Raw genomic sequence first — 23480 nt, 5'->3', positions numbered from 1 at the left:
AGCGGACCCACCATGCGGATTTCCGAGGTGTCGGAGCAGACCGGCGTCACGCCCCGACTGTTGCGCTACTACGAGGAGCAGGGGTTGCTGGTGCCCGACCGCGACTCCTCCGGCTACCGGGACTACACGGCGACCGACGCCGAGGTCGCCCGGCGGATCCGCCAGCTCCTGGACGCCGGATTGAGCACGGCGTCGATCCGCACCGTCCTGCCGTGCCTGACCGAACGGGCCGGACGCCTGGCCCCGATCTGCGAGGAGACAATCGCCGACCTGAAGCGCGAACAGGAACGTATCGAGGAATCGATCGAGGCGCTGACCACCTCACGCGATGCGATCGCCACCGTGATCGCCGCCGGGACCGTGTGATCCAGCCACCGTCCCGCTGCCGTTCTGCTGCTGTCCTGCTACGCGCCAGACGCCGCGCTCCGGTGCGCCAGCGCCTGCAGGTCCACGCCGCGTAGCCCGGCGAACTCGGCGGTCTCCCCGGTGACCAGGATGTCGGTCGCGGCCAGGGAGGCGACGTCCGCCGCCCCGAGCAGGGTCATCAGCGTGCGGACCTGCTCGGCCCAGGCCGTCAGTTCCTCGGCCAGGGCGTCCGGCCCGTCGTCGACGAGGATGTGCAGGAAGTGCCCGCTGACGCCCACCGCCCCGGCGCCGAGCGCCAGGGCCCGGACCACGTCCAGCGGGGTGCGTACGCCACCGGAGGCCAGCACCTCGACCTCCGGCACCGGGCGCCCGCCGTGCAGTGTGTCCAGCAGGCACTCCGCCGTGGTCTGTCCCCACCCCGACAGGTAGCTGTACTCCTGGCGTGGCCGCCGGTGGTTCTCGATGTCGATGAAGTTGGTGCCGCCCCGCCCGCTGACGTCCACGGTGCCCACGCCCCGGTCCGACAGCTCGGAGACGGTCTCGCGGCTGAGCCCGAAGCCGACCTCCTTGACGACCACCGGCACGTCCACCCCAGCGACGATGTCGGCGATGCGGTCGAGCCACGGGCGGAAGTCGCGGTCGCCCTCGGGCATCACCAGTTCCTGTGCGGGGTTGACGTGGATCTGCAGGGCGTCGGCGTCCAGCAGGTCCACCGCGCGACGTGCCTGGTCCACGGTGACTTCGGGGCTGACATTGGCGAAGAGGAAGGCCTCCGGTGCGTTGTCCCGGACGGTGCGGAACGTCGGTTCCAGCGCGGGGTCACGCAGGGCCGCACTGACCGAGCCGCTCGCCATAGCCACCCCGGCCGAGGCCGCGGCACGGGCGAGGTCGGCGTTGATCTGTCCGGTCTTCTCGCTGCCGCCGGTCATGGCGTTGATGTAGAACGGCACCGGCCAGTGTGTCCCGGTCACGGTGGTGGAGATGTCGACGGTGTCGCGGGCGAGCCCGTTGAAGCTGTGGTGCATGAAGCGCAGGTCGTGGAAGCCACCGGTGGGCGTTGCCGCAGGTGTCCGGGTGGTCAATTCTTCGGCCAGCCGGACGTGGTCGTCCTTGCGGTTGGTGCCTGTGGGCGTGGTACCGGTCACTCGATCGTCCCGTCGGGTTGGTGGTCGTGCACGTCGAGCACGCCGATGTCGGCGCGTTCCCGGGCGACGAGGGGGCTCGTCGTGGTTCCCGGTGCCGCCGGTGCCTGTGTCGATGTGCACGATACCGTAGCGGCTCCGCTCCTAGGCGACAGGTGAGGCCGACGACTGAACCCCATCCCGTCCGGACGGATCTACATCGACCCGGTGACGGTTCGGGTCCTCGCGGCGACGCCTTCCGGCGACCTGGCCGGGGCCGGGGCCGACCTGGTTCTCAGCACGTCCGGCCCCTCGACGACCGTCGCGGTCCTGAACTCGGTCGAGCACCTGCTCAAGAACGACGTCCAGAGGGCGGCCAGGATTCCGGGGGTCAGTGTCGAATACCAGTGGCAGATCACCGACGGCGGCGCCGTGGTCAACAACGCCTCCCGCCTCGTCCGCCGTTAGATCCACTTCCCCGCGAGGTATTCACCCCCTCCACGGGAGCCACACCTGGCACTCCTGACCTACCGGACCACGACTCCCCGTCGTACGCACCCTCAACGCCAACGGCACCACGACGAGTGCGCAGACGGCCGTCGCCAGGACGACCAGCCCCACCACCGGGTCCCTCCGGCGGGTACCGGTCCCCTGTCACATCCCGCGTCGGCTCTGCAGCATCGATCCTCCGACCCACACCAGCGCGCCGGAGGTGATGCCGACGGAGATCAACAGGCCGAGGGTGAGCAGGCGCAGTGGCGGGGCGAACACGCCCGTCGGTTCAACGTCCGACGACGGTGATGTGCGGGTCATCGCCTGGCTCCTCGATCTCGTCGACGACGGCCAACGCCAGGTCGGCCGGAGTGACACGGGACTGTCCATGCTCGTCGGTGAGCAAGGTGGTGGTTCCGCGCCGGTACCCACCGGTGTCCTCCCCCGGCGCGAAGACCGCCGGCGGGCTGAGGTAGGTCCACCGGGCGCGCGGGTGCTCCAGACACACCCGGAACTGGTCCAGGCTTGCGCCGGCGATCGGCCGCCAGGCTTCGGGGATGTACCGGGTGTCGTCGATGACCAGGCGGTCCGGGTCGTCCGGTGAGCGCAACGGTGCCGAGCCACCGACGACCACCACACGGATCCCGGCGCGTCCTGCCGCGTCGAGGACGGCGGCGGTCATCGACGCCATGAGGTGCTCCGACCCCGGTGCCGGCCGTACGGCGAGCACGACGGCATCGATGTCTGCGTCCGCGTCGGCGAGGATCCGGGTCAGGTGGTCCGTCGCGTCTGTGGCTGCGACATCCAGGGCAACGGCGGTGACGTGGTCGTGGTCGTGGACGGTGTCTGTGCCCTGCCCGCCCCGCGACACCGCGGTGACGTGGTGTCCGCGGGAGGCGGCGTCGGCGACGATCGCACTGCCGGCCATTCCGGTTGCTCCGATGACGACGATGTTCATGTGGTGGTTCCTTCCCTAGTGTTTTTCGTGTTCTTCGTGTTCTTCGTGTTTTCGTTCCTCGTCCGCGGCGGGCTGAGCTGGCCGGCCAGCATGGCCGACAGCGCCAGGGCGAACCCGGTCAGCTGGACGGGGCTGAGTGACTCCCCGGCGACGACCGCTCCCAGCACCGCGGCCACCAACGGGGACAGCAGCCCCAGCAGTGCGGTCGCGGTGACGGGGAGACGTCGGATGCCGGAGAACCAGATGACGTAGGTCATCAGGCCGCCGACCAGTCCGAGCCAGAGGTAGCCGGCCACCGCCGTGCCGTCGATGTCCGCGGGTACCCCGTCGACGACGAGGGCCGGGCCCAGCAGCACCAGTCCGGCCGCGGTGAGCTGCCACCCGGCCAGTGCGGTCGCGCTGACGCCGTCGGGGCGTCCCCACTTCTTGGTGAGCACCACGCCGGTGCCCATCGACGCCGCGGCACCGACCCCTGCCAGCAGGCCGACGAGGTCCAGCCCGGCCCCGGGGCCGAGCACGACCAGGGCGACGCCGCCGACACCGACGGTCCCCCACCCCAGCCGCCAGACCGAGAGCTTCTCGTGCAGGATCACCACGGCGAGGACGGCGACGACGATGGGCTGGGAGGCGTTCAGTGTGGCCGCGACGCCGCCGGGCAGGTGCTGGGCGGTGAGGAACAGCAGTGGAAAGAACGCGGCCATGTTCAGGGTGCCGAGCACCAGGCTCTTCCACCACCAGGATCCGCTCGGCAGTGTCCGGGCCAGGGCCAGGGCGATCAGGCCGGCGGGAAGGGCCCGCATCATCGCGGCGAACAGCGGGTGGCCGTCGGGCAGCATGTGCGTGGTCACGATGTAGGTGGTCCCCCACACCGCGGGCGTCACCGCGGTCAGTGCGGTCCAGCCCACCCGTGCGGTGCCCATCGCCGGTGGTGGGGTACCCGGCGGGGAGTGTGGCTGGTGGACGGTTGTCGTTGTCATGGAAACCATCGTCGGGCGAATTCACCCATGAGTCCAACACATGTTTTTCATTCCATCGATCATGATTCATGATTGATCCATGGAACTGCAGCAACTGAGGTACGTCCTGGCCGTCGCCGAGACCCGCAACTTCACCCGCGCCGCGGAACGCTGCCATATCGTGCAGTCGGCGATGAGCCACCAGATCAAGACACTGGAACACGAACTCGGTGTGTCGTTGTTCGCCCGCACCAGCCGGCGGGTGGAGCTCACCGCCGCCGGGACAGCGTTCCTGCCGTCCGCCCAGGAGAGCCTGGACGCCGCGGAGCGTGCCGCCGCCGACGCCGCGGCAGCCGCCGGACGGATCTGCGGCACGGTCACCGTCGGGGTAATCCCCACGGTCACCGCCCTCAACGTGCCCGCGGTCCTCGGCCGGTTCCGACGTGCCCACCCGGAGGTGCGGGTCCGGCTGCTCGGCGGCGGCAGCGACGAGTTCATCACCGCGATTCGGTCCGGGTCGATGGACGTCGCCGTGCTCGGCCTGCCGACCGGAGAGCCGCCGCAGGGGGTGGCGAGCCGTGAGCTGCTCCGCGAGGATCTCGTGGCGGTAGTCGGCACGACCCACCGGCTCGCCGGGCGCGACAGTATAGCGCTGGCGGACCTGGACGGTGAATCGTTCGTGGACTTCCCGGTCGACTCCCCGGGCCGGGCCCAGTCCGACGTAGCGTTCCGCGCCGCCGGCCTGGGCCGCGACGTCGCGTTCGAGTCGGTGGACACCGCGTTCATGCTGGAGATCGTCCGGCAGGGCCTGGCCGTCGCCCTGCTGTCCCGCGACGCCGTCCCCGTTGACGCGGACGTGGTGGTCCTGGAGATGTCCGACGGGCCGTCGCGGGTCCAGTACCTGGCGTGGAGCGACTTCAACCCCGGGCCTGCGGCGACGGCGCTGTTGGAGATGATGTGCGAGACCGCGGCCAGGTAGTCACCAGTTCTGTTAGGATGACCGCCATGTGTTCCCTGGGAATAGCAGTGACGAGGATCCGCGCCTTCTAGCGGCGCGGCCTCACCACGACAGGCCCTCCGCCGCTCCGCAGCATCAGCCGGGTGGCGCTTCTCGTCTGCCCGGATCAGTTCGATCATCCGGAGTTCCTGAACACAATGCCGACCTATCACAGCGGCCGACACGAGTACGGCCAAAACTTCCTTACCGACCGCACGATTATCAACGATGTGATTGCGCTGGTCGACGACACCGACGGACCGATCATCGAGATCGGCCCGGGCGCTGGTGCGCTCACCAGACCACTCACCCGCCTCCAACGACCACTGACGGGGATCGAGATCGACCCGAAGCAGGTCAAACGGTTGACCGGGAAACTGCCCGACACGACTCTCATCACCGGCGACTTCCTGGCCTACCGGCTTCCGTCCCACCCCCATGTGATCGTCGGTAACCTACCGTTCCACATCACGACAGCGGTCCTGCGCAAGCTGCTCCATGCGCCGGGATGGACGCGTGCCGTCCTCGTGGTCCAGTGGGAGGTCGCCCGTCGCCGTGCCGGAATCGGCGGCGCGACGATGATGACCGCACAGTGGTGGCCCTGGTACACCTTCGCCATGCACGAGCGAATCCCCGGCAGCGCCTTCACCCCGAGCCCCGGCGTCGATGCCGGTCTGATGACCGTGGACCGGCGGACCACTCCCCTCCTCCCCCATGAAGCCGGGTCCGCCTACCGCGCTTTCGTCCATGCCGTCTTCACCGGCAGGGGCCGCGGTCTCCACGACATGGTTGGCCGGGCCCTCGGCGGAAAGAAGGCCTCGTCGTCGCTGCAGGGGTGGCTCCGCGCAGAGGGCCTCCGGCGTGCAGCGCTCCCCCGCGACCTCACGGCGGAGCAGTGGGTCTCGCTGTTCCGCGCGGCAGAGAGGACAGGCTGGCAGCCAAGGCGCTGAGCAGGTCTCGGTACCGACGGTCGTCCGGCGGCGGTTACCCGACTATCGTGACCGCCGCGCGTCCAGCCGTGTACATATACCCCCATGGGGTATACTCTGGTGGTGTGCGTAAGCACCGGTCAACGATCACCTACCAAGAACAGGACCACCCCATGACCACCCACGGCAACCTCACCCTCACCGACACGTCAGCCACCGCCGGCGGAGGATGCTCCTGCGGACACGGCCACGCGGCCGACGCCGATACTGCCCCGACGAGCACTGTGCCGGAGATGCCGGAGATACCGGAGATGGCCGAATGCCCGGTCATGGCCGGTACCCCGGTCGTGAAGGCCGACGCAGAGGCAGCCGGGCTCTACCGCGACCACCAGGGCCAGCGGTACTGGTTCTGCTGTGCCGGGTGCGGACCGCGGTTCGACGCGGATCCCGACAGGTACGCCAACGCAGCCTGAGGTCGACTGAGGCAGCCAGACGACCGCGAACCATAGACCACGGACGAGACATCGACAGCGGGAGACAGTCAGCCTCCCGGTCAGCGGATGAGCACCAGGCCAGGCCGGGAAGAAATGGACCGGAGATGAACGAGAACCACGCCCACCACGCCCACCACACACAACACCACCCCCACCACGACCACGAGGGTCACGAGGGCCACGACATTCACACAGAGCACGACCACCACAGCCACGAGAATCATGGAGACCACGACCACGGCGGCCACGCAGGCCACGCAGGCCACGGCGACCATGTCGGCCAGTTCCGTCGGCTCTTCTGGATCATGCTCGTCCTGGCCGTCCCGGTCGTCGCGTTCAACACCATGTTCGCCGACCTCATCGGCTACGGACTACCCGACGCGGAGTGGGTCCGCTGGGTCTCCCCGGTCCTGGGCACGGTCATGTACTTCTGGGGAGGGTGGCCGTTCCTGACCGGCGGGGTCGGCGAGATCCGTTCCCGCCGGCCGGGCATGATGCTGCTGATCGCCCTGGCGATCACCGTGGCGTTCCTGGCCTCCTGGGGCTCCAGCCTGCACCTGCTCAGCCACCAGCTGGACTTCTGGTGGGAACTCGGCCTCCTGGTGGTCATCATGCTGCTGGGCCACTGGATCGAGATGCGTTCCCTGGCCCAGACCACCTCGGCACTGGACTCCCTCGCCGCCTTGTTGCCCGACGAGGCCGAGCGCATCGACGGCGACACGGTCGTGACGGTCTCCCCCGCAGAACTCGCCGTCGGTGACGTCGTGATCGTCCGGCCCGGCGCGTCGGTGCCGGCCGACGGACGGATCGTCGACGGGTCCGCGTCGATGGACGAGTCGATGGTCACCGGCGAGTCGAGGACGGTGCGCCGCGGCACCGGTGACGACGTCGTCGCCGGCACCATCGCCACCGATTCCGGGCTCCGCGTCGAGGTCACGGCCATCGGCGACGACACCGCCCTGGCCGGTATCCGCAAGCTCGTCACCGATGCCCAGGAGGCGTCGTCCCGCGCCCAGCGGCTCGCCGACACGGCGGCCGGGTGGCTGTTCTGGTTCGCGCTCGGCGCGGCGGTCGTCACCGCCGTCGTCTGGTCGTCGCTCGGCCTGCCCGACGAAGCAGTCGTGCGTACCATCACCGTCCTCGTCATCGCCTGCCCGCACGCCCTGGGACTGGCGATCCCACTGGTCGTCTCGATCGCGACCGAACGCGCCGCCCGTGGCGGTGTGCTGGTCAAGGACCGGCTCGCGCTCGAATCCATGCGCTCGGTCGATGCCGTGCTCTTCGACAAGACCGGCACCCTCACCAAGGGCGAGCCCACCGTCACCGGCGTCGAAGCCGCCGGCGGTCCCGGCGGTCCCGGCGGTCACAGTGAGGACGAGGTCCTCGCGCTCGCCGCCGCTGCGGAGGCCGACAGTGAGCATCCGCTGGCCCGGGCGATCACCCGTGCCGCCCGGGAACGCGCCCTGGACGTGCCGGGTGCACGTGACTTCTCGTCCTCCCCGGCCGTGGGAGTGTCGGCGACCGTCGGCGACGGGACGGTCGAGGTCGGCGGCCCCTACCTGCTTGAACAGCGCGCCGCCGACGAACTTCCGGTCGCCGACACGTGGCGTGGGCAGGGTGCGATCATCCTCCACGTCCTGTCCGACGGTGAGGTGATCGGTGCGCTGCGGCTGGCCGACGAGATCCGTCCGGAGTCCCGCGACGCGGTCGACGCCCTCCACGCCGTCGGCGCCCAGGTGGTGATGATCACCGGCGACGCCCAGGCCGTGGCGGACACCGTCGCCCGGGAGCTCGGCATCGACCGCGTCTTCGCCGGGGTACGCCCGGAGGACAAGGCGGCCAAGGTCGCCGAGCTGCAGGGTGAGGGCCGGAAGGTCGCGATGGTCGGTGACGGGGTCAACGACGCCCCCGCGCTCGCCCAGGCCGACGTCGGTATCGCCATCGGTGCCGGTACGGACGTGGCGATCGGTTCGGCCGGGGTCATCCTGGCCTCCTCCGACCCCCGCTCGGTGCTCTCGGTGTTCGAGCTCTCCCGGGCCACGTACCGCAAGATGACCCAGAACCTCTGGTGGGCCGCCGGCTACAACCTCGTCTCCGTGCCTCTCGCGGCAGGTGTCCTGGCACCGGTCGGTTTCGTGCTGCCGATGAGCGTCGGTGCGGTCCTCATGTCCGCGTCCACCGTCGTCGTCGCGTTGAACGCCCAGCTGCTCCGCCGGCTCGACCTCGCACCGGAGGCGAGTACCGGACGGTTCCTCGGCCGGTCCTGACCGGCAACGATGCGGCACGACTCCCCCGGGAGCCGCATCGTGTTACTATCTGCGTATGCACGAAGATAATAAACTATGCGGCCTCGACCCGCACTCGGACTACGTCGAACTCGCCGCCGAGGTCTTCTCCCTCCTCGCCGACCCCACCCGGGTCCGGGTCGTCCTGTCCCTGCACCGGCACGGCGAGCTCTCCGTCGGGGATCTGGCCGACATCGTCGGCAAGTCCGCCTCCGGGGTCTCCCAGCACCTGGCGCGCCTGCGGATGGCCCGGGTGGTCACCACCCGCCAGGACGGCACCCGGGTCTGGTACCGGCTCGCCGACGAGCACGTCTTCAACCTGGTCAGCGAGGCAGTCAAACAGGCCGAGCACACGGTCTCCAACGGACAGTCCCCGCCGCACCACCACGGATCAGCGACCTAGCGTCATGGCGACCGTACTGGCCCACACCGCCTTCCGCCGCCTGTTCTGTGCCCAGGTCACCGCCCTGCTGGGTACCGGCCTGCTGACCGTCGCCCTGGGCCTGCTGGCCTTCGACATCGCCGGCGACAGTGCCGGCGCGGTGCTGGGCACCGCGATGACGATCAAGATGGTCGCCTACGTCGCCGTCTCCCCGGTCACCGCCGCACTCACCGCACGCCTACCGCGCAAGCCCCTCTTGGTGGCCACCGACATCGTCCGCGCCGGCGTCGCCCTGTGCCTCCCGGTCGTGGACCAGACCTGGCAGATCTACGTGCTGATCTTCGTCCTGCAGTCGGCGTCGGCCACCTTCACCCCGGCGTTCCAGGCGGTCATCCCCTCCGTGCTCACCGACGAGGACGACTACACCCGCGGGCTGTCACTGTCCCGGCTCGCCTACGACCTGGAGTCCGTGGTCAGTCCGGTCCTGGCCGCCGCACTACTGACCGTGGTCAGTTACAACAACCTGTTCCTCGGGACGGTGGCCGGTTTCCTGGGCTCTGCGCTGCTGGTGGTCCGGTCCCGGCTGCCCCGGGTTGCGCAGGTCCCCCGCGAGCCGTTCCTGACCCGGCTGACCGGTGGTGCCCGCCTGTTCCTCCGGGTACGCCAACTGCGCGGGCTGCAGGGGGTCAACCTCACCGTCGCCGCGGTCCAGGCGATGGTCATCGTCAACACCGTGGTCCTGGTCCGCGGGAGCATGGGCCGCGACGACACTGCTCTGGCGGTGACGTTGGGCGTATTCGGTGCCGGCTCGATGATCGTCGCGGTGACTGTGCCGTGGTTGTTGCGCCGAATCGCCGACACCACCGCGATGCTCTGCGGTGCCGTGGGTTCTCTGGTGGTCCTGGCGCTGATCGCGGTGGTGATTCCTGTCGCCGTGGATGCGGACGCCTGGTGGCCGCTGCTGTTCCTCTGGTTCCTGCAGGGTGCCTCGACGTCGCTGATGCTGACCCCCTCGTCGAAGATCGTGCAGAAGAACAGCACCGAGGCCACCCGCCCCGCCCTGTTCGCCGCGCAGTTCTCCCTGTCGCACGCCTGCTTCCTGGTCACCTACCCGGTCGCCGGGGCGCTCGGGGTCGCAGCCGGGCTACCGACGACTGCGCTGGTCCTTGTTGCCGTCGGCGCGGTGGGCGCACTGTGGACGGCGCTGAACTGGTACGCGGGGCAGCGCGTGACAGTGTGACACCCAATCCAGATCACCTGCATGATGAAATGAATGGGTTTCGTATCATTTCGGAGTGTCGACATGACAGACGGCGACTCGCGCGTTACCTGTCGGCCCGGAACGCATCGACGTCCCTGCGCCGGCCCCACTAGTCTGGTGGGACGACGGGCGCCTCATGGCCGCTCCCCTCGGTCTGCCGGTGTCGCAGGACACCGCCCTGCCGGCGCTCCACGACCCGGAGGAGATTCAGGATGGCCGGACTCAAGGACGACATCTCGCCGCAACTGGTCGGACGGCTCGCCGGCGCGTTGTCGGCGGTCTCGACCTCCTTCGACAGTGCCGCTTTCCAGCGGCAGGCCGTGTCCGGGCTGGACGGCATGGAGCTGAAGGCCCGGGTGTCCTGGATCGCCGACGCCCTCGCGGCCACGCTGCCGTCATCGCCCGACGACGCCGCCCGGGTGATCCACGATGCGGTCGCACACGACGACCGCACCGGCAACGCCGTCCTCCAGGGGTGGACGACGATGCCGCTCACCGAGTACATCGCGGCGGAGATGCTCGACCGCCCTGACCTCGCCCTTCCCCTGTTGGGGTCCCTGACGTCCCGCTACACCGCGGAGTTCGCGGTCCGTCCGTTCCTGGAGGCCCACCACGACGTGACGATGGACCAGCTGCGGGCATGGGCCACGAGCCCGGACGAGCACGTCCGGCGCCTGGTCTCCGAGGGGACCCGCCCACGGCTCCCCTGGGCGGGGCGGCTGTACCGCTTCATCGAGGATCCGTCAGATACGTTGGCGCTGCTCGATGCGCTGTTCGACGACGACTCCCTCTACGTCCGGCGGTCGGTGGCCAACCACCTCAACGACGTGAGCAAGGACCACCCCGAACTCGCCGTGGACACCGCCCGACGGTGGGCGCGGACCTCCACCCACGGCGACTACGTGGTGCGCCACGGACTGCGGACCCTGGTCAAACGCGGGGACCCGGACGCGCTGGCCGTCCTCGGGTTCGACCACGACGCGCCGGTCACGCTGACGAACCTCACCTGCACCCCGTCGACGATCGGCATCGGCGACAGCACCACGATCTCCTTCACACTGCAGGCGTCCTCCCCGACGAGGGCCGCGGTCGACTACCTGGTGCATTACCAGGGCACGCGCAGGGTGAAGTCCGGGAAAGTCTTCAAGCTCGCCGTCCGTGACCTCCCGGCAGGCGAACCTGTGGAGTTCTCGCGCCGCCATACCTTCGGCCATGTCTCGATCCGCACGATCCACCCGGGGCCGCACCTCATCGAGATCCAGCCGAATGGGCGAATCCTCGGCGCGACGACGGTCGACGTCGAGAGATCTCCCCGGCGCTGACACGGGACATCTCACCGGCCGCACACGCGGCTCGATGTGATCTACATCGCGTTATTCCCGCGATGTTGTACCTGACACTTTGCATGGGGTAAGTTTCAGGCGTAAAGCGAACGGACGTGCGCACAGCGAACACCTGGGACGGACGGCCGTTGCGATAGACGTTCAAACCACAGGAGCCGTGCATGAGGACCCAGATCCGACCACGACGAAGCAGGAGCAGGAGAGCGCCCACAGCCATCGCCGCGCTCACGATGATCAGTGCCCTGGCACTGACCTCCTGCAGCACTGACGACGATTCCGCCGGAGAATCCTCCTCCGGACGCCCGCCGCTGAATCTCGTCGTCCCCTTCAACCCCGGCGGTTCCGCGGACGGGACGTCCCGGCAGCTCGCCGTCTACGCCCAGGAGACCTGCGGCAGGGAGATCATCATCCGTAACGAGACAGGCGGCTCCGGCACCGTGGGGTTCCAGTCCGCCGCCTCGTCCACGCCCGACGGCAACACCATCGGGTCGGCGTCCATCGAGCTGTCCATCCTGCCCCACCTGGGTGTGTCCCCCGTGGGACCGGACGACATCCGGGGCATCATGCAGTACAGCGAGCAGCCCATCGCCTACGGCGTGCCCCCGAACTCCGACATCGAGAGCATCGAGGAACTGCTGACCACCGACGAGGACGTCACCATGGCCAGCTCCGGCACCGGGTCGATCTACCACATCGGTTTCGCCGGGCTCGCCCAGGAAGCCGACCAGCCCAACATCCGCAACGTCCCCTACGGCGGTGCGGCCGGTGCGCTGCAGGCGGTGATGGGCCACGAGACCAAGGCCGTCGCCGTCGGCGCCGCCGAGATCGCACCGTTCGTGGAGGCCGGACAGCTTCGGGCACTGGCCATCGCCGGTGACCAACGGCTGGAGGACATCCTCCCCGGTGTGCCGACCCTCAAGGAAGTCGGCATGGACTGGACCAGCTACGCCATCCTCGGGCTGTTCGCCCCGGCGGACACCTCCGACGAGGACATCGAGGAGCTCAACCGGTGCTTCAACGAGGCACGCGAGTCCCAGGGCTTCAGCGACTACATGGACAACCTGGGCTTCACCCAGGAATACAAGGACGCCAGCGAATTCGACGCCTTCCTCGCCGAGGAATACGACCGCTACCGGTCCGTCGTCGACGAAGCCGGGCTGGGAGGAGAATGATGTCCACACCCACCGACCTCCCGCAGGAGACCACACAGCAACCGCAGGGCGGTTCACTGCTCGGTGACCGGATCATCGCGGTGATCGTCACCGCGCTCGGGGCGGTACTCCTGTTCCTCGCCTTCGGGTTCCCAGAACCCGGCCAACCGGAGGACCCCGGGACCGCCGCACTGCCCCGCCTGATCGGCGGTGCCCTGGTGATCCTCGGCATCATGCTGCTGTTCAACTCCGAACGCAACACCTTCCTGCCTGAAGAGGGCACGCGCCTGCGCACCGTCCTCATCGTCGTCGTCGGGGTGGTCTACGCCCTGCTCATGACGCCGCTCGGGTTCATGCTGTCCACCCTGGCCTTCATGGTCCTCGGCCTGCTGATCATGGGCGTGCGCAGCATCGTCCGGCTCATCCTCGTGCCGGTCCTCGTCTCCGTCGCCGTCTACTACCTGTTCACCGCAGCCCTGGGGGTCTACCTGCCCTCCGGTGTCATCGAAGGGATTCTGCCATGAGTAATTGGATGGACGGCCTCGGTGCCGTCGCCGATGTCCAGGTCATGATCATGCTGGTACTGGGCGTCCTGATCGGCATGGTGGTCGGTGCCCTCCCCGGCATCTCCGCCACCGTCGGAGTGGCGCTGCTGCTCCCCTTCACCTTCGCCCTGGAACCGCTGGCCGGCATGATGCTGCTGCTGGGCATCTACGGCGGCGCCGTGTACGCGGGGTCCATCCCCGCGATCCTGATCCGAACACCGGGAACACCGGCATCCGCGGCCAGTGTCGCCGACGGCCACGCCATGACCGTGGCCGGCAAGGGTGTCCAGGCACTGAAGATCTCGGTGCTGGCGTCCTGTGTCGGCGGCTTCATCGGCGTGCTCCTGCTCGCCTTCTTCTCCCCCGTCATCGCCGACTTCGCCCTGGGCTTCGGTTCCTCGGCGAACTTCATGCTCGCCCTGTTCGCACTGACCATCATCGCCTCGATCTCCGAAGGCCGTATGGTCAAGGGGCTCATCGCCGGCTTCCTGGGCCTGGGCATCGCCATGATCGGTCTCGACACCATCCAGGGCTTCCCGCGCCTGACCTTCGGCAACTCCGACCTGATCTCCGGCATCTCCTTCATCCCGCTGATGATCGGCCTCTTCGCCGTCTCCGAGGCCTTCCTCCAGGTCGAACGGCTGACGAAGCTGAACCTGAAGATGAAGCCGGAGAAGTTCCGCGCCACCCCTGCCTGGCTGCGCAAACTCGCACCCTCCAGCATCCTGGGGTCCGCCATCGGCTTCGTCATCGGCATCATCCCGGGTGTGGGTGGCGACATCAGCTCCTTCGTCGCCTACAACGAGTCCAAGCGCGCCGCCAAGGACAAGTCCCGGTACGGCAAGGGCGATCCCCGCGGCATCGCCGCCGCGGAGTCGTCGAAGAACGCCGGCACCGCCGGTGCCCTGGTTCCCACACTGACCCTCGGCATCCCCGGCGACGTGACCTCCGCAGTGCTGATCGGCGCCCTGACCGTCCACGGCCTGCAGCCGGGACCGACCCTGTTCTCCGGCAGCCCCGACCTGATCTACGGCCTGTTCATCGGCTTCGCAATGGTCTACCTGGTCCTGCTGGTCCTCGGCTGGTTCGGCACCACCTTCTGGGTGAAGCTCATCGAGTCCGTCCCGCCGCGACTGCTCTGGCCCTCCGTCATCGTCCTGGCCGTGGTCGGCTCCTACGCGATGCGCTCCAGCATCTTCGACGTGCTGGTCATGTTCCTCGCGGCGATCCTGGGCTACATCATGGTCAAGGGCGGCTTCCCGCTCGCCCCGCTGATCATCGGCGTGATCCTCGGGCCGATCGCCGAGAGCGGCTTCCGCCGCGCGATGATCATCAACAACGGCAGCTTCACCTGGATGCTCGAGCCCATCCCGCTGGTCCTCGGCATCCTGACCCTGGCCTCCATCGGCTTCGCCATCTGGCAGGCCGTCCGCCGGCCCAAAATGATGGACCGGGCCGAGGAGGCCCTGCACTCCACCGAGACCGAGCCCGCCGCTGCGGGCGCCGGGGAAACCGGAGATACCGGGGCCACCGTCGCCACCGTTGCCACCGACCCCACTGACCCGGCAGCTGCCGACGACCAGAAAGGCACGCGATGACCAGCCGAACCAGGACGATCGTCACCGGCGTGGATTCCAGCCAGACCGCGCTCAACGCCGCCGGTAAAGCCGCGGAACTGGCGGAAGGTCTCGGCGCCGAACTCCACATCGTCTCCGCGTACAGTGTCAGCACCGCCGACACCCTGCAGTCCTTCAAGATCAAGGAGCAGGGGCAGTCCACCTCCGCGGCCTACCAGCACCTCACCGAGGGGCAGGCCCGTGCCGCAGAGCACGTCGCCGAGGCGGTCGCCGCCGTCCTCCGGGAGGCGCACCCGGAGCTGACCATCGTCTCCTCCGCGCAGGAAGGTACCCCGGCCGAGGTGCTCTCGCACCAGGCACGGACGTTGTCGGCGGAGCTGATCGTGGTCGGCAACAAGCACATGCAGGGGTTCTCCCGGATCCTCGGCAGTGTCGCCCGCAAGGTCGCCGCCGAAGCGCCCTGCGACCTGTACATCGTGCACACCACCCACCGCTGACCGGGCGCGGTACGCTACACTGCCGGGACATGGACCACCGCAGGGTCCGCGACACCTCTCTGAAAGGCACTCGATGACGAAGACAATTGTGACCGGGGTCGACTCCAGCCAGACGGCCCTGGCCGCCGCCCAGAAGGCTGCGGAGCTGGCCGACGGCGTCGGCGCGGAACTGCACGTGTTCTCCGCGTACAGCATCGGTGCCTCTCTGCCGCTGCAGGTGGCTAAGAGCAACAACATGGGCCCGGGCACCTCGACGGCCTACCAGAAGCTCACCGACGGGTACGCCCGCGCCGCACAGGAGGTCGCCGACTCCGTCGCCGCCGTCCTGCAGGAGGCGTACCCGTCGGTGACGGTCCACGCCTCCGCGGTGGAGGGGGCGCCCGCCGACGTGCTGGTGCTCCAGGCGGAGAAGCTCCACGCCGACACCATCGTGGTCGGCAACAAGCACGTCCAGGGCATCTCGCGGATCCTCGGCAGCATCGCCCGCAAGGTCGCCGCCGAGGCACCCTGCGACCTCTACATCGTCAACACCACCCAGCAGTAGGACGACCCCCGGGTACCGGCCGGTGTTCCTGGTCTCCCTCGTCGTCGGCCCACTGCTCGTCGGGGCGGCGTGGCTGTGCCGCCTCGTCCGCGTCGGCGGGGTGCTCGGCCACGTGACACTGCTGTTCCTCGGCACGATGCTGATCCTGCTGGATGTCGTGGTGTCCCTGTCCGACTTCGCCGAGGTGACGACCGCCGCCGCGGTGACGAACGGCGTCATCGCCGTCGTCGCGGTGGTGGTCTGCGCACTCTCGGTGAGGACGTTCACGGCCCGGTGAGGCCGCTCCCCACGACACCCCACGACGCCGCCGGCAGGCGACGACTAGACCGCCAGCGCCACCTTCGGCTTCGCCCATGAGCGGCCCTGCGTGTCCTTGAGGATGTCGTACTCGACGTCGACATGCGGTTCGATCGCGCTGTACTTGTCGTTCGGTGCCCCGATGACCAGCTGGAAGCCCAGCCCGCGCCAGGCGCCGATCGCGCGCTTGGTGAAGTGCGCGTCCGCCTTGATCAACGCCTCGTCCAGGAACACCGGGGCGTACCGTGGCCGCTCCGCGTCGGCGTCACCGAGCTGGTAGCGCAGGGCCGCGCCGACGATGAAGGCGATCAGCTCCTGCGACTCACCACCGGACTTCTCCCCGATGTGGTCGTAGAGGGCGGCATGCTCCTTGGTCTCCGCGTGGATCTTCTCCGCGCTGACACGCACGTGGTTGCGCACGTCGACCAGGCCGGCGAAGTCCGGGGCGTCGCGGCGGATCCGGTTGATCACCCGCGCCATGCGCTCGTAGGCCTGCTCGCGCTCCCCGTCCCCGGTGGCGTCCTCGATGAGACGTCGCACGTCACGCAGGTCCTTGCGGAACCGTCGCCGCACCTCCGACTGGTTCTCCCGCGGGACGATCTGGAGCCGGTGGTCGTCGTCGTAGAACGGCAGGTTCTCCATGATGCGGTTGATCGGTTCGATCCGCTCCCGGATCTCACGCAGTGAACGTCCCAGGGTGGAGTCCAGGTTGGTCAGGTCATTGCCGGACAGGGTCAGCAGACTGTTGCGCCACTCCCCCTCCAGCTCGTGCAGGCCGCTGGTCTCCAGGTCCTCCAGGATCCGCTCGAAGTCCTTCAGGGAGGTGTCCGGGTCGGCGCGCAGCGTGGGGTTCGGCCAGGTGTCGAGGAAGCTCTCCATCGTCCGACGCAGCGTCTCGCGCTGCTCCGCCACCGTGGCCTGGGCGGCCGCACGGTCGTCCTCGAGCCGGCGGGACGCGGTGTCCAGGGCGGCGTCGAACCGCGCCAGCCGGGAACCGGTGGTGCCCGCCGCGGCATCCGCCGGCGGGTCGAAACGCTCGTTCAGGTAGGACGCCTGGGCGTCGCCGAGTGAACGTCCCTCGCTCTCCGCGACGTCGAGGGCCTCCTGCGCCGCGTCGACCTCGTCGACGGTGTCGGCCCACTGCCTGGCCAGGCGTTCCTGCTCACCCTTGGCCCGGCCGGTGCTCTCCTGCAACCGGGTGACCTTCGTCTTCAGGTCGGCGATCTGGCGTTGCAGGTCGGAGATCTCCGGGTTGCCGTCGGTGATCTCGGCGATCACCCCGGCCCACCGGTCCCGTTCCTGCTCCACGGTGTCCACGTCGATCTCGTCCCACGTCACGTCCGTCACCCGTGTGTAGGCGGCGTGGCGGGCGTCGAGCTCGTCGAGCCCGGCACCCGCCCGGCGCTCGACCTCCTCGGCCGCGCGGACCTGCTCCCGCAGCGCGGACACCTCCCCGGCCAGTTCCTCGAGCCGTCGCCGGCTCGAGAATCCCAGCACATTGCGTCCGCCGTGCCCGCCGTGGGCACCCCGGTCGCCCTGCGACACCTGGCCGGTGATCGTCAGCGCCGGCTGCCGGGCCGCCAGGCCGTCGGCGGAGTCGACACAGTAGAACCCGAACTGGCGTTCCAGCCGGTCCTGCAGCCATCCGGTGAAGGCGGTGTCACGGTAGTCGAGCCGTCCCGGCAGGCACTGGGGGTCCAGGCCGGACCGCCGGGTGAACCCGGTGTGCACGCCCTCGTAGCGCAGCCGCACGTCGGTGCGGACGGAGTCCACCGCCGCCCGGAAACGGGGCAGGTCGTCGGCGTCGATGAGCATCGTGGTGGCGAAACCACCCAGGGCCAGGTTGAACGCCTCTCGCCAGGGCTCGTACTCGGTCGCCACGTCGACGAGTTCGCCGACGAACGGCAGGTCCTCGATCGACAGCCCCGCGGCGTCGGCGAGGATCCGGCGGGCGACGTGCAGGCGCTCCGGGATGTTGTCGCTGCGCTGTTCGGTCCACCGCTGCTCGGTCTCCAGGTCGGCGAGTTCACGCCGCAGCTTCTTCAGCTCCACCCGCGACTCCGCGTAACCGTCACGTGCGGCGGTCTTCGCCCCCGGGTCGGCCAGGGCGGCACGGGCCCGGTCCGCCAGCGCGGTGAAGTCCTCCTCCGAGGTGACCGGGTGGTCCAGGCAGGCGGTGTTCTCGTCGAAGCGGGCCCGGTTCTGCCGCACGGCGGACAGCCGACGCTCCACCTGGGCGAGTTCACGTTCGGCGGTGTCGAGCCGGTCACCGCCGGACTGGCGCAGGACCTCGAGCAGCCCGGCGCGCTCGGCTTCCGCGGCCTCGGCCAGGGCCGCCTGGGCGCGCACCTCGGCGTCCGCCGCCTGCTTCTGCGTCCTGACCTCGGTCTCCGCCTCGTGGAGCAGTTCCAGGCGACGTTCCGTGCGCCACAGCGACGCCAGGGAGTACGCGTCGGCGAAGCCCCCGATCTCGTCGAGCAGCCGCAGCCGTTCGGCGGCGTCCTCGATCCTCGTCCGGATCCCGCGCACCGGTTGCAGGGCCCGCACCTGCTTCTGCGCGGTGACCATCCTGGTCCGGGTGCCCTCCAGCTCGTCGAAGTGAGCGACGACGGCGTCGGCGGTCGCCATGGTCTCGGGTTCCTCGAGCACCATGCGCTTGTAGAGCTCGTCGACGGTGGTGATCTGCTGGCCGGCCTGGATCCGGGCCAGCAGGCTCATGGCCTTGGCCCCGGCACCGGCGGCACCGATGCCCAGCACGGAGTGCACCCGGGCCAGGAACTCACGGTCGGTGGCCATGGTCTCCAGGCCCGCCTCCTTCACCGCCGAATCGGCGAGGCGACGCGACGCGGCGTCCTCGAGCGAGGCCGGGTCGAAGTCGCCCTCGACCACGCCGCGCACCTTCACGGTGTCGTCCAGCACCCGGGCGGACGCCGGGATGTACCAGGCGCGCACGGCGGTGAACCGTGACCCGTCGCGGTCGCGCCAGGTCATCGAGACCGCTGTCCAGGTGTCAGAGCCGTCGCCGCGCAGCACGGTGACCTGGGTGCCGTCGTCGGTGCGGGACTCGTCGATCTTCCCGCGCCCGTAGGACAGGATGTTGCGCTGGTCCTCGCCGCGCGGGCGTCCGGTGACCCCGCCGTTGGATGCACCGTTGAACGGCGTGGTGTGCGGCATCATCAGCGCGATGTAGGCGTCCATCAGCGTGGACTTCCCCGATCCGGAGCCGCCGCAGAGCAGCGTCGCCGCGGGCGAGAACTTCACCCGGTGGGCGCCGTCGTAGCCGCCCCAGTTGACCAGGTGGAGCTCGTCGGCGAGCCACTGCTGCCCACGGGACTCCGCCGGCACCAGTCCGAACAGTGTGTCGAGCATGCTCACGGTCTATGAACCTTCCTGTGTCTGTTCCTGCAGCCAGTGCTGCAGTTCCCGGAGCCGGTCGGCGCTGAGCACGATCTCGACCAGGGGGCTGATGCGGTAGCGTCCTTCGGTCTCCTCGTCGATGACCCCCTCCTGGCGGAGGCGTCCCAAGGCGTTGCGGATCAGCTTCTGCCGGCGGGCGACATCGCCGTTGGTCTCGGTGAAGTAGGTCATCACCGTCTGCTCGACCTCCTCGACGTCCACCCGGGCGGCGAGTTCCCCGGCGGTGGACTCGCGCTGGTAGACGGTACGCAGGTACACCAGCACCAGGGTCTCGGCCCGGGTGTAGGGCTCGTCGCGCAGCAGGATCGGCACGTCGAGCTCGTCGGAGCGCACCTGCTGCTTGTAGGCCACCCCGCGGTCGGAGTCGACCACCAGCCGGACGAACAGGTCGTGCAGACGTGACTCGATGACCTGCTGGTTGTCCAGCAGCACCTTCCAGTCGTCACGGTTGCGCTCGGCCTGCAGGAAGCGGCGCTGCAGCAGCCGCACCAGCACCCGGCGGACCTGCGGGTCGAGCACCCCACGGTCGCCGGCGAAGCACTCGTCGGGGTCCTGCTCCATCGGCACGGCGTCGATGAAGGGGTCGTTCACGGTCATTGCTCAGCTCCTTGTCCGGGTCCTTGTCCGTCTCCTTGTCCAGGCCGGGTCTCGGCGGTGGTGACGGTGTCCCCCGTGCCGCCGGTGACGGCGCCGAAGGCGAAGCGGCGGACGGTGCCGTCCGGCCGCAGAGTCTCGACGACGGAGACCTCATCGGTCTCCTCCATGCCGTTGCGGTGGGCGATCTCCAGCAGGCCCAGCAGGTCCACCGGGCGTCTGCTGTCCTCGGGCACCACGCCGAACACCGTGGCCAGGTCGAAGGGGCCGTCCACCCCGGCGACGACCTCCTCCAGCTCCCGGTAGTGCGGCCCACCCCAGGCGCGGGTGTCGGCGTGGACGAACTCGACGTCGGTGTCGTCGTCCTCGTGGCGCAGCGGTTCCGGAGCTCCGGGGACATGCAGGTCGTTGAGGGTCTGCCGCAGGTGACCGAGGTGGGCCGTCGGGAAGCTGCGCAACGGGTCGACGGCGTCCTGGGCCCGCACGTCGGCCCGGCCCTGCTGCATCCAGGTCTGCAGCCCGGACATCACGGTGCGCAGCAGGTCGTCGACCTCGCGGTCACGCACGGGATCATGGGTGCGCACCTGCGCGGTGATCACGTGGGACGCCCGACGCTGCGCGGTGAGCACCTCCTGCACCCCCTGCTCGACGCGACGGGCGATGGCCAGGAGCTCACGGCGCTGGTCGGCGCTCATGTGGCGGGAGAACGGCAACCCCATCAGCATGCTGAGCTGGTCGGTGAGGTGCTCGATGTTCTCCGGGTCCCCGATGAGATCGAGCGCCCCGGAGAACGCCCGTCCCTCCGGCGTGGCCTCCATGACGTGCTGCCCGCGGTGCAGGTACTCCCGCAGCACCTCCCCGGTGGGCCGGACGTCGCGGCGCAGGTCGGCGACGACGTCGCGCTGCATGGCGTTGATGGACTCCGCCACCCGGGCGAAGTCCGCGGGAAGTTCACGGGAGAGGTGGACGACGTTCTCCGCCTCCTCGAGCAACTGGTCGTCCTCGACGGGGTCGTCCTCCCCGCGCTCCAGCTTCTCGATCTGCTCGTCGATCGCCGCCCGTTCGGCCCGCAGTGTGGCGATGCGTTCCTGCGGGTCGGTCTCGGCGGCGTGGGCGAGCTGGTCCACGGCGTCGAGGAGCGTCCGGACGCGCGACCGCGACACCCGCGCCCGTCCCAGGCCGCTGCGTCCGACGATCTCCAGGGCACCGACGGCCTGCGCGGAGAGCCGGTAGACCTCCACGTCGTCGTCGATCTGCGGCACCAGCCAGCCGACCCGCACCCAGTAGCGGCAGATCTCGCGGCCGTTGCCGGACGGCAGACCGCGTCCGCCGTGCCCGCCCTGTCCGCCACGGTCGTCCCCGGCGTAGCCGGCGGCACGGAGCTCGTCGACGACGTCGCCGACCTCCACGTGCGCGTCCGAGATCGCCACGGTGGGCCGGTCCGGGGTGAAGATCAGCGACAGCGCCGTGACGACGAAGGGCGCGTACCTGCCGTGCAGCAGGTCGAGAGTCGGGTTCCTGAAGGCCGCCGCCGTACGCTGATAGGCGGCCTCTGCACGCATGATTACCATCGGGGAAGAGTGTAGCGCCCGGGGTCACCGTGCTGGATTCGGCATGGTCGGGGTGTGTTCCCGCCCCGCCCCATGGCCAGGATTGTTCTAGCTCCGTGCCCGCCCGTGGGGAGAAAACGTGCACCGGACTAGAACAATCCTGGACGACCCTGGCGGTCCCGGGTCACGGCACGGGATCTCATCGTCCGGCGACCCGGTCGTCTCCCCTGCCCTCGGGCAGCATGCACCGTTGGCCCCGTCCCGACTAACCTCGGCCCCATGGCCACAGTGATCCTGGTCCGGCACGGACGCAGCACAGCGAACAGCGACGGCATCCTCGCCGGACGGACCCCCGGCGTCCTCCTCGACGACACCGGCCACCGGCAGGCCGACCGCACCGCCGCACGTCTCGCCGACGTCCCGGTGTCCCGGCTCGTCTCCAGCCCGCTGGAGCGGTGCCGCCAGACCGCCCGCGCCATCCTCGACCGGCAGCGGGACACGCCGTTTTCCACCACGGACGAGGGCATCACCGAGTGCGGCTACGGCGAATGGCAGGGCCGGAAACTCGCGGACCTGGGCAAGGAGGAGCTGTGGAAGACCGTCGTCGGGCAACCGTCGGCGGCGGTGTTCCCCGGCGGCGAGGCCCTGGCGGACATGCAGGCCCGGGCGGTCGGGGCGATCCGCGGTCACGACGCCGCCGTCGAGGCGGAGCACGGCCCCGGCGCGGTGTGGGTCGCGGTGAGCCACGGGGATGTCATCAAGTCCGTCATCGCCGACGCCTACGGTATGCCGTTCGACCATTTCCAGCGGGTGCACGCGGACCCGGCGTCCGTGTCGGTGATCCGTTACACCGCGGAGATGCCGCATGTGCTGTGCGTCAACACCTCCGAGGGGGACCTGTCGTGGCTCGTCCCCTCCGCCGGCGACGGGGTGCAGGTCGGTGGTGGGGCCGGGCACGGTGGCGGGGCCCGCTGAGCCGGCCCCCCATCGACGAGACAGCAACCCGACAGGTCGGTAGCACCATCCTCCGGGGTTGCTCCGTGCCCACGGTCCCGCACCCACGGTCCTGCGCCCACGGTTTCTGTGCCGACTGCCGGACTTCCTGCACCGGCGGCACCTGGGCTCCTACAATGGTCCCCATGCCCACCACCACTTACGGATTCGACTGGCCGGACCGCTTCGTTGTCGGCACTGTGGGTTTACCCGGTGACCGCACGTTCTACCTGCAGGCCCGTGACCGCGGGGTCACTGTCAGCGTGTCCCTGGAGAAGCAGCAGTCCGCCGCGTTGGCGGAAGGGGTCGCCGAGTTGCTCGACCGGCTCCGCAACCAGGACGGCAACCCGTTCAATGTCCCCGACGAGACCGATGAGCTGCTCGTCGACGATGATCCGCTGGACATGCCGGTCGACGAGGAGTTCCGGGTCGGGGTCCTGAGTCTCGGGTGGGACCCCCGGACGTCGCAGGTGGTGATCGAGGCGGCACCGCCGCCGGAGCTGGATCCGGAGGAGCTCGAGGAGCTGCAGGCCTCGGTGGACGCCGATGAGCCGGTGGAGCTGCAGGTGGAGCCGGAGGAGCTGCTGTCGGTGCGGCTGCCTGTCGGCGCGGCGCGGGCGTTCGTGGACCGGACGATGGCGATCGTGAACGCGGGGCGCCCGTTGTGCCCGCGGTGCGGAGAGCCCATGGATCCGGAAGGCCACGAGTGTGGCGGACCCGACGGTCTCTGA

General features: G+C 69.5%; 24 protein-coding genes. 17 read left to right on the top strand and 7 right to left on the bottom strand.

Annotated features, from left to right (window positions below; all coding sequences use genetic code 11):
• Positions 1-12 precede the first annotated feature (12 nt).
• Positions 13-366 (top strand): MerR family transcriptional regulator, encoded by a 354-nt coding sequence (locus MUN33_RS05675; protein WP_244803907.1) that lies wholly within the window; start codon positions 13-15, stop codon positions 364-366.
• 38 nt (positions 367-404) lie between these two features.
• Here MUN33_RS05675 and fni read toward each other — a convergent pair whose 3' ends face one another.
• Positions 405-1511 carry a type 2 isopentenyl-diphosphate Delta-isomerase gene (fni, locus tag MUN33_RS05670; protein ID WP_244803906.1) on the bottom strand — a complete coding sequence of 369 codons (1107 nt, stop codon included), beginning with the start codon at positions 1509-1511 and terminating at the stop codon, positions 405-407.
• Between the two features lie 204 nt (positions 1512-1715).
• Between fni and MUN33_RS05665 the strand changes: the two genes are divergently transcribed.
• Positions 1716-1955: a hypothetical protein gene (locus tag MUN33_RS05665; RefSeq protein WP_244803905.1), complete on the top strand. Its 240-nt coding sequence runs from the start codon at positions 1716-1718 to the stop codon at positions 1953-1955.
• Positions 1956-2141: 186 nt separating this feature from the next.
• Here the strand turns inward: MUN33_RS05665 and MUN33_RS05660 are convergent, their stop codons facing one another.
• From MUN33_RS05660 to MUN33_RS05650, 3 genes are read right to left on the bottom strand one after another with little or no spacing between them, the layout of a single operon-like run.
• Positions 2142-2300: a hypothetical protein gene (locus MUN33_RS05660; RefSeq protein ID WP_244803904.1), complete on the bottom strand. Its 159-nt coding sequence runs from the start codon at positions 2298-2300 to the stop codon at positions 2142-2144.
• Positions 2269-2937 (bottom strand): NAD(P)-dependent oxidoreductase, encoded by a 669-nt coding sequence (locus MUN33_RS05655; protein ID WP_244803903.1) that lies wholly within the window; start codon positions 2935-2937, stop codon positions 2269-2271. Before MUN33_RS05655 ends, MUN33_RS05660 begins: the two co-directional genes overlap by 32 nt.
• On the bottom strand, positions 2934-3914 hold the full coding sequence (locus tag MUN33_RS05650) for an EamA family transporter (RefSeq protein WP_244803902.1): 981 nt from the start codon (positions 3912-3914) through the stop codon (positions 2934-2936). The genes MUN33_RS05655 and MUN33_RS05650 overlap by 4 nt, the downstream gene beginning before the upstream one ends.
• A gap of 79 nt (positions 3915-3993) precedes the next feature.
• Here MUN33_RS05650 and MUN33_RS05645 point away from each other — a divergent pair, with 79 nt between their 5' ends.
• The 13 genes from MUN33_RS05645 to MUN33_RS05585 all read left to right on the top strand — a co-directional run bounded on the left by MUN33_RS05645 (position 3994) and on the right by MUN33_RS05585 (position 16175).
• On the top strand, positions 3994-4872 hold the full coding sequence (locus MUN33_RS05645; RefSeq protein WP_244803901.1) for a LysR family transcriptional regulator: 879 nt from the start codon (positions 3994-3996) through the stop codon (positions 4870-4872).
• A gap of 176 nt (positions 4873-5048) precedes the next feature.
• Positions 5049-5840: a 23S ribosomal RNA methyltransferase Erm gene (erm, locus tag MUN33_RS05640; RefSeq protein WP_244803968.1), complete on the top strand. Its 792-nt coding sequence runs from the start codon at positions 5049-5051 to the stop codon at positions 5838-5840.
• Positions 5841-5992: 152 nt separating this feature from the next.
• Positions 5993-6292 (top strand): YHS domain-containing protein, encoded by a 300-nt coding sequence (locus tag MUN33_RS05635; RefSeq protein WP_244803900.1) that lies wholly within the window; start codon positions 5993-5995, stop codon positions 6290-6292.
• Positions 6293-6417: 125 nt separating this feature from the next.
• Positions 6418-8580 carry a heavy metal translocating P-type ATPase gene (locus MUN33_RS05630; protein ID WP_244803899.1) on the top strand — a complete coding sequence of 721 codons (2163 nt, stop codon included), beginning with the start codon at positions 6418-6420 and terminating at the stop codon, positions 8578-8580.
• 55 nt (positions 8581-8635) lie between these two features.
• Complete coding sequence (locus tag MUN33_RS05625; RefSeq protein ID WP_244803898.1) at positions 8636-9001, top strand: ArsR/SmtB family transcription factor; 366 nt, start codon at positions 8636-8638, stop codon at positions 8999-9001.
• A gap of 4 nt (positions 9002-9005) precedes the next feature.
• Entirely contained in the window at positions 9006-10220 is a 1215-nt protein-coding gene (locus tag MUN33_RS05620) for an MFS transporter (RefSeq protein ID WP_244803897.1), read from the top strand.
• A 233-nt stretch (positions 10221-10453) separates the two neighbouring features.
• On the top strand, positions 10454-11563 hold the full coding sequence (locus MUN33_RS05615) for a DNA alkylation repair protein (protein WP_244803896.1): 1110 nt from the start codon (positions 10454-10456) through the stop codon (positions 11561-11563).
• Between the two features lie 182 nt (positions 11564-11745).
• The gene (locus MUN33_RS05610; RefSeq protein WP_244803895.1) at positions 11746-12756 is read left to right on the top strand and encodes a tripartite tricarboxylate transporter substrate binding protein; all 1011 of its coding nucleotides are present in this window, start codon (positions 11746-11748) and stop codon (positions 12754-12756) included.
• Positions 12756-13259, top strand: a complete 504-nt coding sequence (locus MUN33_RS05605; protein ID WP_244803894.1) for a tripartite tricarboxylate transporter TctB family protein — start codon at positions 12756-12758, stop codon at positions 13257-13259. Before MUN33_RS05610 ends, MUN33_RS05605 begins: the two co-directional genes overlap by 1 nt.
• Positions 13256-14878, top strand: coding sequence for a tripartite tricarboxylate transporter permease (locus MUN33_RS05600; RefSeq protein ID WP_244803893.1), 1623 nt, complete (start codon positions 13256-13258; stop codon positions 14876-14878). Before MUN33_RS05605 ends, MUN33_RS05600 begins: the two co-directional genes overlap by 4 nt.
• Positions 14875-15354, top strand: coding sequence for a universal stress protein (locus MUN33_RS05595; protein ID WP_244803892.1), 480 nt, complete (start codon positions 14875-14877; stop codon positions 15352-15354). The genes MUN33_RS05600 and MUN33_RS05595 overlap by 4 nt, the downstream gene beginning before the upstream one ends.
• Positions 15355-15427: 73 nt before the next feature.
• Positions 15428-15898 (top strand): universal stress protein, encoded by a 471-nt coding sequence (locus MUN33_RS05590; RefSeq protein ID WP_244803891.1) that lies wholly within the window; start codon positions 15428-15430, stop codon positions 15896-15898.
• 22 nt (positions 15899-15920) lie between these two features.
• On the top strand, positions 15921-16175 hold the full coding sequence (locus MUN33_RS05585) for a hypothetical protein (RefSeq protein WP_244803890.1): 255 nt from the start codon (positions 15921-15923) through the stop codon (positions 16173-16175).
• A 44-nt stretch (positions 16176-16219) separates the two neighbouring features.
• Here the strand turns inward: MUN33_RS05585 and MUN33_RS05580 are convergent, their stop codons facing one another.
• The 3 genes from MUN33_RS05580 to MUN33_RS05570 are packed head-to-tail and all read right to left on the bottom strand — an operon-like array spanning position 16220 to position 21777.
• Positions 16220-19564: an ATP-binding protein gene (locus MUN33_RS05580; RefSeq protein ID WP_244803967.1), complete on the bottom strand. Its 3345-nt coding sequence runs from the start codon at positions 19562-19564 to the stop codon at positions 16220-16222.
• A gap of 9 nt (positions 19565-19573) precedes the next feature.
• Complete coding sequence (locus MUN33_RS05575) at positions 19574-20209, bottom strand: DUF4194 domain-containing protein (RefSeq protein ID WP_244803889.1); 636 nt, start codon at positions 20207-20209, stop codon at positions 19574-19576.
• The gene (locus MUN33_RS05570; protein WP_244803888.1) at positions 20206-21777 is read right to left on the bottom strand and encodes a DUF3375 domain-containing protein; all 1572 of its coding nucleotides are present in this window, start codon (positions 21775-21777) and stop codon (positions 20206-20208) included. The genes MUN33_RS05575 and MUN33_RS05570 overlap by 4 nt, the downstream gene beginning before the upstream one ends.
• A gap of 258 nt (positions 21778-22035) precedes the next feature.
• On the opposite strand from MUN33_RS05570, the gene MUN33_RS05565 reads away from it, so the two are divergent.
• The gene (locus tag MUN33_RS05565; protein WP_244803887.1) at positions 22036-22731 is read left to right on the top strand and encodes a histidine phosphatase family protein; all 696 of its coding nucleotides are present in this window, start codon (positions 22036-22038) and stop codon (positions 22729-22731) included.
• 164 nt (positions 22732-22895) lie between these two features.
• Positions 22896-23480 carry a DUF3090 domain-containing protein gene (locus MUN33_RS05560; protein ID WP_244803886.1) on the top strand — a complete coding sequence of 195 codons (585 nt, stop codon included), beginning with the start codon at positions 22896-22898 and terminating at the stop codon, positions 23478-23480.

This window comes from Corynebacterium kalidii (assembly GCF_022869005.1).
GTDB lineage: Bacteria > Actinomycetota > Actinomycetes > Mycobacteriales > Mycobacteriaceae > Corynebacterium > Corynebacterium kalidii.
The sequence above is the reverse complement of the archived record's forward strand: the minus strand, read 5'-3'. Positions and strand labels throughout refer to the sequence as shown.